Raw genomic sequence first — 12,255 nt, 5'->3', positions numbered from 1 at the left:
ATAACCCGGACAGGGGTCCGAAGCTGGGTAGGTGGGAGGTGCGGAATGAGTAAGGCGGAGCCGGCACCGGCCTGGAAGACTGCCGCCGTGCGGCATGACGTGCGGTTGACCCCGATGAGCGACGACCTGTTGGAACCGTTGCTCTCCGCCGCCGTGGCCGAGGCCGAGCCGGGCGAGGTGATGCCCCCGGTGCCGGGCCCGGCCGGGTGGACCGCCGCCCGCCGCGACGCGTTCCGCGAGTTCCACCGCGCGCACTTCGGCGGTGGCCACTTCGGCCCCGCAGGCACCATCATGTACGCGGTCACCCTCGGTGGTGACGTGGTCGGCGGGGTCCGGCTCACCCGGCTCGACGCCCCGTCCGACGTCGTGGAGACCGGCATCTGGCTCGGTCGCTCCGCCCGGGGCCGGGGCATCGGTGCCGCCGCCCTGCGGGCGGTGCTCGACGAGGCGGTGCGCCTCGGTGCCCAACTGGTCGTCGCCCGGACCACCCCCGCCAACCGGGCCGCGATCAACCTGCTGCGTCGCTGCGGGGCGATCATCCAGGTGGAGCAGGGTCAGGTGCGCGCCCGGTTCTGGCTGGACGAAGCGTTCAGCACCGACTTAGCCGGCTGACACCAGCGCACCGCAGGCCGCTGGGCCACAGACCGCTGGGTCCACAGGCCGCTGGGCACAGACCGCTCAGCGGTGGGACTGCTGGTCGGCGTACGCGGCCAGCCAGGCGACCTGCGCCGGGTCCAGCGACGGCCGGACCCGTTCCCGGGCCGTCGCGACGTGCGCGGCCGTCACCGACGACGCCTCCAACGACTCCCGCATCGCGGCCAGCGCCGCCTCGCGGATCAGCGCGGCGCAGTCCGCCGCCGAGAATCCGTCCAGCGACGCGGCCAACTCGGCCAGGTCGACGTCCTCGGCCAGCGGTACCGACTTCGCCGACGCCTTGAGGATCTCCACCCGGGCCTCGCCGTCCGGCGGCGGCACGTACACCAGCCGCTCCAGCCGGCCCGGCCGCAGCAGCGCCGGATCGACCAGGTCGGGGCGGTTCGTCGCGCCGACCACCACCACGTTGCGCAGCGCCTCGACCCCGTCCAACTCGGTCAGCAGGGCCGCCACCACCCGGTCGGTGGTGCCGCCGTCGGAGGCCTGCCCCCGGACCGGGGCGAGGGCGTCCACCTCGTCGAGGAAGACCAGCGTCGGCGCCGCCTGCCGGGCCCGACGGAACAGCTCCCGGACCGCCCGTTCGCTCTCGCCGACCCATTTGGACAGCAGTTCGGCACCCTTGACCGACAACACGTTCGCCTTGCCGGTGCCGGCCAGCGCGGTCACCAGGAACGTCTTGCCGCAACCCGGCGGGCCGTACAACAGCACCCCGCGCGGCGGCTGCACCCCCAGCCGGGCGAACGTGTCCGGGTAGGTCAGCGGCCACAGCACCGACTCGGTCAGCATCTGCTTGACCTCGACCATGTCACCGACATCGTCCAAAGTGACCTGGGCCAGCTCCAGCGTGGAGGTGGCCATCGACGTCGGCCGGACCACCTCCAGGGCCGCCTCGACGTCGTCGGCCGCGACCAGCGGCGCGTCCGCCGTCTTCTGCCGCAACGCCGCCCGTACCCCGGCCTCGCGGACCAGCGCGGCGAGGTCGGCGGCGACGAAACCAGGGGTACGCGCGGCGACGTCGTCCAGCCGGACGTCCTCGGCCAACGGCATGCCCCGGGTCAGCACGGTCAACTGCTCCCGGCGCATCGCAGTGTCCGGCAGCGGCACCGCGATCTGCACCGCCAACAGGTCCGGCCCGCGTAGGCCCGGATCCAGCGCCTCCGGGTGACTGGTGGTGCAGACCACGGCCGCGCCGGCGGCCACCGTCTCGGCCAGCAACTGGCGGAACACCGTGGACACCGGACCGGGCTCGTCGCGCGGGGCCAACGCGTCCACGTCCGAGATGAGCAGGACCGCCGGGTCACCCCGGCGGACCGACTCGGCCGCGCGACGCAGCCGCTGCGCCGCCGCGTCGTTGGTCAGTGCCGCGACCTCCGGCGCCCAGAGCGCCTCGACCCGGGCGTCCAGGGTGGCGGCGACCGCGCGGACCAGCGCCGACTTGCCGGATCCGGCCGGCCCACTGAGCAGTACGCCGAGCGACACGGTGGTGCCCAACCGGGCCAGCACCTCGCGGTGGTGGAAGCCCAGGTCGAGCAGTTCGGTCAGCTCGTCGGCCTGGGCGCGCAGGCCGGGCAGGTCGTCCAGCTGCGGCAGCGGCTCGTCGACGAAGTCCGCTGCCGGTGGCTGCGCCACCGCACCGAGCGGGCGTACCTCCTCACCGGTCGAGCCGTGGGTGACCGGTCCGTGCCGCCAGCCGACCACGGTGTCCATGGTGACCAGGACCGCGTCTCCGGCAACCGGTGCCGTCCCGGCCGGTTCGGCCGAGGCCACCGTGAGCAGGGTGCTGGTCCAGGCGTACCCGACGACGTTGGCCAGGCTGCGCCGGGCCGCCTCGAGCAGGCCCCGGTGCGCGACGTCGGAGAAGACGTCCTGCGGCAGCAGCGACACGTTGTCGCCGGCGGTGACGACCTTGCCGAGCAGCGCCAGGCGCAGCATCTCCGGGCTGACGACGGCGACGATCTCCGCCGGCCCGTCCAGCGTCACCCGCCGGGCGGCCACCTGCGGTACGGGGGTGACCGTCACCTGGCCGCCGTCGCGCAACCCCAGGTTGCCCAGGGTCAGGTCGTCGGCGTACAGCAGGGCCCGGCTCGCGCCGGCCTCGGCGCGGGCGGCGACCCCGGCGGTGCTGCGTCGCCCGGTCAGCCGGACCGGCGTGCCAGCGGTGATGCCCAGCGCGGCCAGCACCTCCGGGTGCAGTCGGACGATGCCCCGGCGGGCGTCCAGCGCCGCAGGTCGCAGGCTCGCGGTCAGGGTCAGTTCACGGTCGGCCACCGCCCGAGACTAGCCGCCGTGCGCCGCCCGGCGACGGCCGGCGCACCTGAGCTGAGAGGGTTCACAGGTTGGCGGCGGGCGGGCACCGTACGGTTTGCTCATGCCGACTCCGATGTCCGCGCGGCTGCGCCGTGCCCTGCCCCGGCCCTACCAGCGGCGGCTGGCCGGCGGGCTGCTCGCGGTCGCCGTCGTCGCCGCCGTGGTGACCTGGGCGGTCTGGCCGGAGTCGGTGCCGTACACCACCGCCGAGCAACGGATCACGGTGCTCTCCGGCCCGGACGGTGACCAGCCGGTCGACCTCGACACCACGTTCTACCTGCCGAAGTCGGCGTCGGCGGCGCAGCCGGTGCCGGCGGTGCTGCTCGCGCACGGCTTCGGCGGCTCCAAGCAGACGGTCGCCGCCGACGCCGAGGAGCTGGCCGCCCTCGGGTACGCGGTGCTGGCGTACACCGCCCGGGGGTTCGGCGCCAGCGGTGGCCAGATCCACCTGAACAACCCCGACTACGAGGTCCGGGACGCGTCCCGGCTGCTCGACTGGTTGGCGTCGCGCCCCGAGGTGCGCACCGACGCCGACGGGGATCCGCAGGTCGGCGTCGTCGGTGGCTCGTACGGCGGCGCGCTGGCGTTGCTGCTGGCCGCTGCGGACGACCGGGTCGACGCGATCGTGCCGATGATCACCTGGAACGACCTGGCCGGGTCGTTCCTGCCGGAAGCCACCGGCGCGGACCCGGTGGACGGGGTGTTCAAGAAGGGCTGGGCCGGGCTGTTCTTCGGCAGCGGCGGGGTCAGCGCGGGCGGTCCGGGGATGCCGATCGGCGCGGGACAACCAGCCCCCGATCCAGGCACCGATCCAGGCACCGATCCAGGTGCCGATCCAGGTGCCGATCCAGGTGCCGACCAAGGCACCGCCCCGGGCACCGGTCCGGGCGACCCGACGGTGGACCCGACGGTGGACCCGGTGGCCGGCGGGGTGGCCTGCGGGCGGTTCGCCGCCGAGGTCTGCGCCGCCTACCTGCAGATCGCCACCACCGGCCGGGGCACCCCGGAGGCGGTGGCGCTGCTCGACCAGGCCAGCCCGGACCGCGTACTGGACCGGGTCACCGCGCCGACCCTGCTGATCCAGGGCGGTGCCGACACCCTGTTCCCGCTCGCCGAGGCCGACGCCAACGCCCGGGGAATCGCCGCGAACGGCACTCCGGTGCGGGTCGCCTGGTACACCGGCGGGCACGACGGCGGGGCCGGCCCGCTCAACGACCAGGACCGGGTCAAGTTCCTCACCGCCGGCTGGCTCGACCACTACGTGGCCGGTGCAGGGGCCGCCCCCGACGACAGTTTCACCTGGTCGCGGGTTGCCGGCTTCGACGCGATGGACCAGGGCCTGGTGGCCACCGGCTACCGGATCGCCGACTACCCGGGCACCGCCGGCACCGACCGGACGAGCGTCGAGGTCACCGGGCCGGCACGGCCGGTCGCGAACCCGCCGGCCGGCAACCCGGCGGCGATCTCGTCGCTGCCGTTGGCCGGCGGCCTGGCCGGCCTGCTCGGCGGGGTGGTCAGCGAACTGCCCGGCCAGCACACCCACTTCGACTCGGCACCGCTGGCCGACCCGGTCGAGGTGGTCGGTGCGCCGACCGTGACCATCCGGGCCGCGTCGCCGACCGGCGAGGCGGTGCTGTTCGTCAAGCTGTACGACGTCGACCCGGACGGCACGATGAGCCTGCCCAGCGGGCTGGTCGCCCCGGTACGGCTGACCGGCCTGCCGGCGGACGTCGCGCAGGCGCAACCGGTCGAGGTGACCCTGCCGGCGATCGTGCACCGGTTCGAGGCCGGCAACCGGCTGCGGATCGTGGTCGCCACCTCCGACCAGGCGTACGCCACGCCGGTCGAACCGACCGTCTACACCGTCGGGATCGGGTCCGCCGACGCCGCGCCGGTGACCCTGCCGCAGGTGGCCGGTGAGCCGATCGCCACCTCGGCGGCGCTGTGGCGCTGGGTGCTCGCCGGGCTGGTCGCGGCGATCGTGATCGGGCTGGTCGTGGTCGTCACCGTCGTGCGGCTACGCCAGCGCCGGGCCGACCACACGGTGGTCGCCGCGCACGCCCAGACTCCGCTGGTGGTACGTGACCTGCGCAAGGAGTACGCCGACGGGTTCGTCGCCGTCGAACGGGTCGACTTCACCGTCGAACGTGGTCAGGTCGTCGGCCTGCTCGGGCCCAACGGCGCCGGCAAGACCACCACCCTGCGGGTGCTGATGGGGCTGACCCAGCCGACCACCGGGGAGATCCTGGTCTTCGGTCACCGGCTGGTGCCGGGCGCGCCGGTGCTGTCCCGGATCGGGTCGCTGGTCGAAGGGCCCGGGTTCCTGCCGCACCTGTCCGGCATCGAGAACCTGCGGGCGTACTGGCGGGCCACCGGACGCCCGGCGGCGGACGCGCATTTCGACGAGGCCCTGGAGATCGCCGGCCTCGGGGATTCGGTGCACCGCAGGATCCGCAACTACAGCCACGGCATGCGGCAGCGGCTCGCCATCGCCCAGGCGATGCTGGGCCTGCCGGAGCTGCTGGTGCTCGACGAACCCACCGACGGGCTCGATCCGCCGCAGATCGCCGAGATGCGCCGGGTGCTCAAGCGCTACGCCACCGGCGGGCGTGCGGTGCTGGTCTCCAGCCACCTGCTGGCCGAGGTCGAGCAGACCTGCACCCACGCGGTGGTGGTCAACAAGGGCCGGATCGTGGCCGCCGGGCCGGTCGACGAGATCGTCGGTGACTCGCCGAGCGTGCAGTTCGACGTCTCCGACGTGGCCGCCGCCGAAGCGGTCCTCGACCGGCTGCCGGGCGTCCGGGCCGTCGCCGCCGACAACGGCGGGCTCATCGTCGACGTCGACGGCACCGCCCGCAGCGAGGTCGTGGCCGAACTGGTCCGGGCCGGCGTCGCGGTGGACCGGGTGGTGCCGCGTCGCCGGCTGGAAGACGCCTTCCTCGCCCTGGTCGGCGAGAACTCACGGGGGAGCGGGGACCGCTGATGAACACTGTGGAATCGCCGGACGTGCGCCAGCCGGACCGGGCGGCGCAGCGCTCCGGCGCCGCCGCCGGCTACCGGGCCCGCGTCACCTTGCCGTTGTGGGCCGAGGTACGTCGGCAGGCGTCGCGCCGCCGCACCCAGTTGACGCTGGGCTTCATGGCACTGCTGCCGTTGATCGTGCTGATCGCCTTCGAGTTCGACGACGGCGACGACGACAACGGCGGCGGTGAGTTCGCCAGCCTGGTCGAGTTGGCCACCTCCGGCGGGCTGAACTTCACCCTGTTCACCATTTTCGTGTCGTCGTCGTTCCTGCTGGTGGTGGCGGTGGCGTTGTTCTGCGGGGACACCGTGGCCAGCGAGGCGAGCTGGGGGAGCCTGCGGTACCTGCTGGCCGTACCGGTGCCCCGGGCCCGGCTGTTGACGGTGAAGCTGGTCGTCGCGCTGGCGTACTCGGGGTTGTCACTGCTGGTCCTGGCCGCGACCGCGTTGCTGGTCGGCACCGTCCGGTACGGCTGGTCGCCGCTGCGCTCGACGGTGGCCGCCGAGATCCCCGCCGGGGAAGGGCTGCTGCGGCTGCTGGGCATCGTCGGCTACCTGGCGGTGGTGCTGCTGATCGTGGCGTCGTTGGCGTTCCTGCTGTCGGTGTCGACCGACGCGGCGCTCGGCGCGGTCGGCGGCGCGGTGCTGCTGTGGATCCTGTCCAGCATCCTGGACCAGATCACCGCGCTCGGGGTGCTGCGGGACTTCCTGCCGACCCATTTCAGCACCGCCTGGCTGGGGTTGCTGTCGACGCCGACGCAGACCGACGACATCGTCAAGGGCTGCGTGTCGGCGTTGGCGTACGCCACGGTCTTCCTGTCGGTGGCCTACTGGCGGTTCACCCGTAAGGACGTCACGTCCTGACCGGTGAGGGGCGGTGCCGCGGGTACCCGCGGCACCGCCCCTCACCGACGGCGGTGGTCAGCCGACGGTCTGCTGGGCGTCGCCGGTGACCTCGATGCCGCCGGCGAACTCGACGATCTGCTCACCGGTCCAGCCGAGACCGTCCCAGACCTGGATGGTCAGGTAACCGCCGCCGGGCTGCTCGACGAAGAGGGTCCGGCCGTCGGTGTTGTCCTCCATCGTGACCAGGTGGCCGGCCAGGCCGTTGACCGTGACCGACTCGGACGGCAGCCCGCTGGGCATCTGGGCCTGCGTCGACACGGCGATCTTGCCGGCGAGGCTGTTCGGGTCGGTGTCGGCGGTGTCGGCCGGGGCCAGGACCAGCGACCAGGCGTCCGAGCCCTGCACGACCCAGCCCTGCGGCACCGTCGCCAGCTTGTAGCCCTCCGGCTGGCTGCCGGTGTACGCCACCAGCTGCACGGCCGTGCCGGAGCCGCCGGTGGCGGAGCTGGTCACGCTGCCGGTGTCGGACGACCCGGCGGTCGAGTCGCCGTATCCGTACATGCCGAGGGCGAGCGCGCCGGCGATCGCCAGGGCGGCGAAGGCCGAGCCGGCGACGATCGGTCCGGTACGGCGACGACTGCGCGGTTCGTTCATGGTGTTTCTCCTCTTTGTGCTGCGGACGAGCCGGGACAATTGATCTGGTACGAGCGGGTTTGTCATCGCTCATCCCGTCACGCCTCCTTGACGGATCTCCGCCAGCGGAGGTTGCACGGCGGTCGGCGGCGGGCGCCAAGTTAGGGGACCGCCTGGGGATGTCCCCCTTGGCGCAACCGGTGCCATGCTTCCTACAGTGGTGTCATGGCACCGGCGCGCTCGCTGCACGAGATCTTCGCTGGGCTGTCCGGCGACGCCGCAGCCCTCGACGAGGCGGCTGCCGTGCTGGACGCCAACGGGTACGCGGATCTGCCGGCGGAGCTGCTGGCCCAGGCCGTGGTCAGTTACGCCGAGACGGCCCCGGTCGAGGTGGCCGAGCACCTGGCCCCGTTCGTCATGGCACACAGCCAGGTCGTCGGCGAGGGCGCCGTACCGGATGATCTCGCCGCGCCGCTCGACCTGCTCGCCTCGGCCCCGGCGGCCCCGGTCGACGCAGCCGAGCTCGACGACCTGCCGGAGATCGACGCGCTGGCCGAGCCGGGCGCGGACCTTGACGCCCCCGACAGCGTCGACGGCGGTGACAGCGTCACCGGCCCGGGGGAGATCGTCGCCGGGCCCGCCGACGGGTCTGCCGGTGGGCTGACGGTCGACGGGGCGTTCGGACACGGCGAGGGTGCCCCGGTCGACCGCCTCGACCCTGCTCAGGACATGCTCGATGCGATCGAGCCCGAGTCGGGTGCCGCTGGCCCGGCCGGCTACGACAGCCAGCTGGACGGGTCGGATCTGCCGACCGACGCGCTGCTGTCCGATGATCCGTGGGCGGTGCCGCCGGTCGCCGCCGGCACCCCGGAGATCGACGACATCGACGAAGGCTGAGCGCCTGACCCGACCCGCCATGTTGGTCAGGGTCAGGTCAGGGTCGGACCGGTCGGTCAGGTCGGGTCAGGTCGGCGCTCAGCCGACGATGGCGGCAGCGTGCTCCTTCAACTGCCGCAGCCGGTCCAGCTCGGCCTTCAGGTCGCGCAGCCGGCTCTCCCGGTCGGCCTTGGTCCGTTGCGCCGCCTCCGCGGCGGCGGCCAGCGCGGCGGAGTTGGACCGGGACAGCTCCTCGGCCAGCGCGCTGTAGTGGTCGCGCAGTTGCCGCTGGATCCGGCGCAGGGTGTCCCGGGAGTCCTTGGTCATCACGAAGCTGACCTCGTCGCAGTACCGGCGGACCGCGTTCCTCGCCTGGCCCTGCCGGTTGGCGCGCTGCCGCTTCTTCTCCTCCCGCAGACCCTTGCGGCCCATCACCAGCCCGATGCCGATCCCGATCGGACCGAGCGCGATGCCGGTCAACGAACCGAGCATGACGAACATCAGTGCGCCGCCGTACGCGCTCTTGAGCGCCACCATCGCCTGCTTGCCGAGCTTCATCTTGGCCAGCTCGATCTTGTGTTCCACCTGGGCGCTGCCGACCAGCGGAACCGGGTCGGGGATCGCGACGTGCCGCAGCACCTCGCCGGCGGCCTCCTGGAAGTGCAGGGCCACGTCGTCGCTGAGGCTCATCGCCCGGTCGCGCAGCATCATGTAGTTGGCCAGCAGCTCGTTGGAGACCCTGGCCTGCAACCACCGTTCGGTCTCGTCCCAGGCGTCGGCGGGGTCGATCTCCTCGATCGCGGCGTCCGCCTCCTCGAGGATTCGGCGGAGCCGACCACGCAGGTCGTGGTCGACGTCGGCGTTCAGGTCGGAGATGCCGTCGCTCAGCGTCTGCTGCCACTTCGCCGCCGCGGCCTTGAGCGACTCGACCCGCTGCTTCACCGCGTTGAGTTCGTGCACCACCTTCGCCGCCGCCTCCGGGTCGGCGAGCGCGGCGTGTTCCGCCGTGAACTGGTTCTCCATCTGTTCGCAGATCCCCACCACCGACGCGGCGGCCTGCGCGGCGACCCGGGTCGCCGCGCCACCGGCGACCCGTTGCGTGACGAACTTGACCAGCTCGGGGAACCCGGATTCGACGTTCAGTTCCTTGTCGTTGCCGGCGACCGCGCGCAGGCGCAGCGCGGACGACACCGGGACGATCGGCATCTGCACCTCACGGCTGAGGTGGCCGGTGTTCAGGTCACGGATCTTGCGCCAGTGCGGATAGAAGTCCGTCTTGGTCATCACGCACATCACGGTCGGACAGACCTCGCGGGCCTGCCGCAGGAAGTCCAGTTCGCTGCGGGTCAGCTCCTGCGCGGCGTCGGTGACGAACAGCAGCGCGTCGGCCATCGACGCGGCGGCCAGGCTGGACGCCGCGTGCACCGAGCCCAGCCCGCCGACCCCGGGGGTGTCGACCAGGACCAGGCCGTTGGACAGGATGTTGCGGGGGAGCCGGATCTCCACCCCGGCGATCCCCGTCGGGACGTCGTCGCCGGTGGTGCGCTCCAGGACCACGTCGGAGACCTGGTCGATCGCCAGCGGCTCCCGCCGGGCCGGGTCGTCGCTGAACAGCAGCTGCGCCGACGGCTGCGGGCCGTGCCGCAGGTACGTGGGCAGGACCGTGGCCACATCGTCGTCGACCGGGCAGATCTTCGTCCCGACCAGCGCGTTCACCAGTGAACTCTTGCCCTGTTTGAACTCGCCGACGACCACGACGTGCACCACCGGGTCGGACAGGGTGGTGCGGATGGTGGCCAGCCGGCGACCGAGATCGGGGCGGTCGTACGCCTCGCAGGCGCGCGCCGCGAGGTCGACGATCTGAGTCGCCCGTTGCAGTGTGCCGTCAGCGTCCGGGGGTGTCGTTTTCGCGGTCAACGTCGCTCCTGCGGTAGTGAGGTGGGTATCGGCAGGCGGGTGGTCGGCCGGTAGGTGGTCGGCAGGCAAAGCAGGGTGAGCGCCAACGTGGCGTGGCAGGCCCCGGCCGGACCTGCCACGCCACGTTGGCGCTCACCGGGCCGGACGCCGTACGACGTCCGGCCCGCTCAGTTGTCGTCCGGTCACGCCCCGAGGGTCGGGTCCGGAGCGGTCGCCTCGGCGGTGTTGTTGTTGTTGAACGAGTCGTCGGTCGTGAACGAGTCCTCCGTGTTGAAGGAGTCCTCCTGGTTGAACGAGTCCTCCTGGTTGAACGAGTCGTCCGTGTTGACCGAGTTGTCGGTCGACTGGTCGTTGAACGAGTCGTTGGTGGACTGGTCGTTGAACGAGTCCTGGTTGCTGGTCGAGTTCCCGCCGGAGGCCAGCGAGGAGTCCTCGATCCGGGAGTCGGTGGTGTTCTGCTGGCTGCCGCCACCGAAGTTGATGTTGATCGGCCCCAGCGCGCCACCGGCACCGCCGCTGGCGTCACCGCCGGTACCGGCGCCACCGGCAGCGCTGCCACCGGTCGCGGTGCCGCCGGCCCCGCCGGCCCCGCCGGCCCCGCCTTCGCCCTCGCCCTCGCCACTGCCTTCGCCCTTGCCCCGGCCCACGCCGACGCCGGTCCCCACGCCGGCCCCGACGCCGGTCGCGCCGTCGCCGCCGCTGCCACCGGCGGCGTTGGCGTTTCCGCCGTCACCGCCGGCCCCGCCGGTGCCGCTGGCGTCGCCGCCGGCCGCGCCGCTGGTGTCGATGTCGAACTGGGCGGCCTGGTTGTTGTCGCCGACCACGGCCTTGTCGACGTCGTCGGCGACGATGCCGGTGTTGTCGCCCAGCACGGTCCGGTCGACGTCGCCGTCGGCGATCACCCCGGTGTTGAGTCCGGTGTTGACCACGCCGTCGATGTCGTCGCCGGCGGTGACGGCGTTGTCGCCGGTGTTGCCGACCACGTCGCCGGACTCCGAGTTGCCGAGGAACGCGCCGTCGCCGGTCGCGCCGAGCACGTCGCCGTCGCCGGTGCCGATCACGGCCCCGTCGCCGGCGGTCACCTTGTCGCCGTCGACGAACTCCAGCGAGGAGTTGTCCCCGGTGACGCCGAAGGCGTCGTCGCCGGCCGCCACCGACCCACCGGTGGCGGCGACCTGGTCGCCGTCGCCCTGCTGAGCCACGGCGCCGTCGCCGGTCGCCGCGTTGACGTCCCCGGACCCGGTGTTGGCGACGTTGCCGTCCCCGGTCTGGTTGAGGTTTTCGGTCTCGACGTCGATGTCGCCGAGCACCGGTCCGTCCACGTCCAGGTCCACCGAGTTGTCGATGGAGTTGTCGGTGAAGCTCTGCGAGTTGTCGATGAAGTTCTGGTTGGTGAAGTTCTGGGTCACCTGGGTCACCTGCTGGACGACCTCCGGGGTCGGCACGTTGGCGGCGGCGCCGGCACCGAAGCCCCCACCGGCGCCGCCGCCACCCCCACCGCCGGCGAAGCCGCCCCCGCCGCCGCCACCGGTCCCCCCACCGGCGAAGCCGCCCCCGCCGCCCCCGCCGGTCCCCCCACCAGCGAAGCCGCCCCCGCCGCCGCCCCCGCCGGAGAAACCGCCCCCGCTGGACGGACCCTCACTGCTACCGAAGGCCGCCTCGTTGACGATCTGGTTGATGTCGAGCTCGTTCAGCGTCTCCGCGTCGATCCCGTTGGCGGCGAACGCGCCCTCCGGGTCGGCGAGGAACTTGGCGGTCTCCGCCTCGCTGCTGAACACCTTGTCGAAGAGGTTCTTGATCTGCTCGATGATCAGCGGGGTGACTTCTACCGCGGCCATGATGTGTCTCCTGGGGGGTTAGGGGTTCGTCGGGTTCGTGGTCCGTCCTGACCGGCCGGACAGGTACAAGAGTGCGGGTCGGTGCTCACCCGTCGCATCGGGGCTTCCCCCCTGCCAGCTTCGGGGGTCTAGGGGGTGGCACCAAGCCCGCGTCGGCCAACCG

The 12,255-nt window shown here is 72.7% G+C and carries 8 protein-coding genes; 4 read left to right on the top strand and 4 right to left on the bottom strand.

Annotated elements, in window-relative coordinates; all coding sequences use genetic code 11:
* Nucleotides 1–45 precede the first annotated feature (45 nt).
* The gene (locus tag ACN28F_RS12660; RefSeq protein ID WP_421357883.1) at nucleotides 46–612 is read left to right on the top strand and encodes a GNAT family N-acetyltransferase; all 567 of its coding nucleotides are present in this window, start codon (nucleotides 46–48) and stop codon (nucleotides 610–612) included.
* Nucleotides 613–678: 66 nt separating this feature from the next.
* On the opposite strand, the gene ACN28F_RS12655 is transcribed toward ACN28F_RS12660, so the two are convergent.
* Nucleotides 679–2,922, bottom strand: a complete 2,244-nt coding sequence (locus ACN28F_RS12655) for an AAA family ATPase (RefSeq protein ID WP_421357881.1) — start codon at nucleotides 2,920–2,922, stop codon at nucleotides 679–681.
* 100 nt (nucleotides 2,923–3,022) lie between these two features.
* On the opposite strand from ACN28F_RS12655, the gene ACN28F_RS12650 reads away from it, so the two are divergent.
* Nucleotides 3,023–5,944 (top strand): alpha/beta fold hydrolase, encoded by a 2,922-nt coding sequence (locus ACN28F_RS12650; protein ID WP_421357879.1) that lies wholly within the window; start codon nucleotides 3,023–3,025, stop codon nucleotides 5,942–5,944.
* The gene (locus ACN28F_RS12645; RefSeq protein ID WP_421357877.1) at nucleotides 5,944–6,846 is read left to right on the top strand and encodes an ABC transporter permease; all 903 of its coding nucleotides are present in this window, start codon (nucleotides 5,944–5,946) and stop codon (nucleotides 6,844–6,846) included. The genes ACN28F_RS12650 and ACN28F_RS12645 overlap by 1 nt, the downstream gene beginning before the upstream one ends.
* A gap of 57 nt (nucleotides 6,847–6,903) precedes the next feature.
* Here ACN28F_RS12645 and ACN28F_RS12640 read toward each other — a convergent pair whose 3' ends face one another.
* Nucleotides 6,904–7,482, bottom strand: coding sequence for a hypothetical protein (locus ACN28F_RS12640; protein ID WP_421357875.1), 579 nt, complete (start codon nucleotides 7,480–7,482; stop codon nucleotides 6,904–6,906).
* A gap of 204 nt (nucleotides 7,483–7,686) precedes the next feature.
* Between ACN28F_RS12640 and ACN28F_RS12635 the strand changes: the two genes are divergently transcribed.
* The gene (locus ACN28F_RS12635; RefSeq protein ID WP_289208163.1) at nucleotides 7,687–8,358 is read left to right on the top strand and encodes a hypothetical protein; all 672 of its coding nucleotides are present in this window, start codon (nucleotides 7,687–7,689) and stop codon (nucleotides 8,356–8,358) included.
* A gap of 78 nt (nucleotides 8,359–8,436) precedes the next feature.
* Here the strand turns inward: ACN28F_RS12635 and ACN28F_RS12630 are convergent, their stop codons facing one another.
* Together ACN28F_RS12630 and ACN28F_RS12625 are read right to left on the bottom strand one after the other, a co-directional pair.
* Nucleotides 8,437–10,254, bottom strand: coding sequence for a dynamin family protein (locus tag ACN28F_RS12630; RefSeq protein WP_289208162.1), 1,818 nt, complete (start codon nucleotides 10,252–10,254; stop codon nucleotides 8,437–8,439).
* Between the two features lie 182 nt (nucleotides 10,255–10,436).
* Complete coding sequence (locus tag ACN28F_RS12625; RefSeq protein WP_421357873.1) at nucleotides 10,437–12,092, bottom strand: hypothetical protein; 1,656 nt, start codon at nucleotides 12,090–12,092, stop codon at nucleotides 10,437–10,439.
* Nucleotides 12,093–12,255: the final 163 nt, after the last annotated feature.

Origin of the sequence: Solwaraspora sp. WMMA2101 (assembly GCF_049179175.1) — a bacterium.
Taxonomy (GTDB): domain Bacteria; phylum Actinomycetota; class Actinomycetes; order Mycobacteriales; family Micromonosporaceae; genus Micromonospora_E.
The sequence above is the reverse complement of the archived record's forward strand: the minus strand, read 5'-3'. Positions and strand labels throughout refer to the sequence as shown.

Coding starts and splice junctions, on each gene's coding strand:
- ACN28F_RS12660 (WP_421357883.1), top strand. CDS start 46: ATGAGTAAGGCGGAGCCGGCACCGGCCTGGAAGACTGCCGCCGTGCGG.
- ACN28F_RS12650 (WP_421357879.1), top strand. CDS start 3,023: ATGCCGACTCCGATGTCCGCGCGGCTGCGCCGTGCCCTGCCCCGGCCC.
- ACN28F_RS12645 (WP_421357877.1), top strand. CDS start 5,944: ATGAACACTGTGGAATCGCCGGACGTGCGCCAGCCGGACCGGGCGGCG.
- ACN28F_RS12640 (WP_421357875.1), bottom strand. CDS start 7,482: ATGAACGAACCGCGCAGTCGTCGCCGTACCGGACCGATCGTCGCCGGC.
- ACN28F_RS12635 (WP_289208163.1), top strand. CDS start 7,687: ATGGCACCGGCGCGCTCGCTGCACGAGATCTTCGCTGGGCTGTCCGGC.
- ACN28F_RS12625 (WP_421357873.1), bottom strand. CDS start 12,092: ATGGCCGCGGTAGAAGTCACCCCGCTGATCATCGAGCAGATCAAGAAC.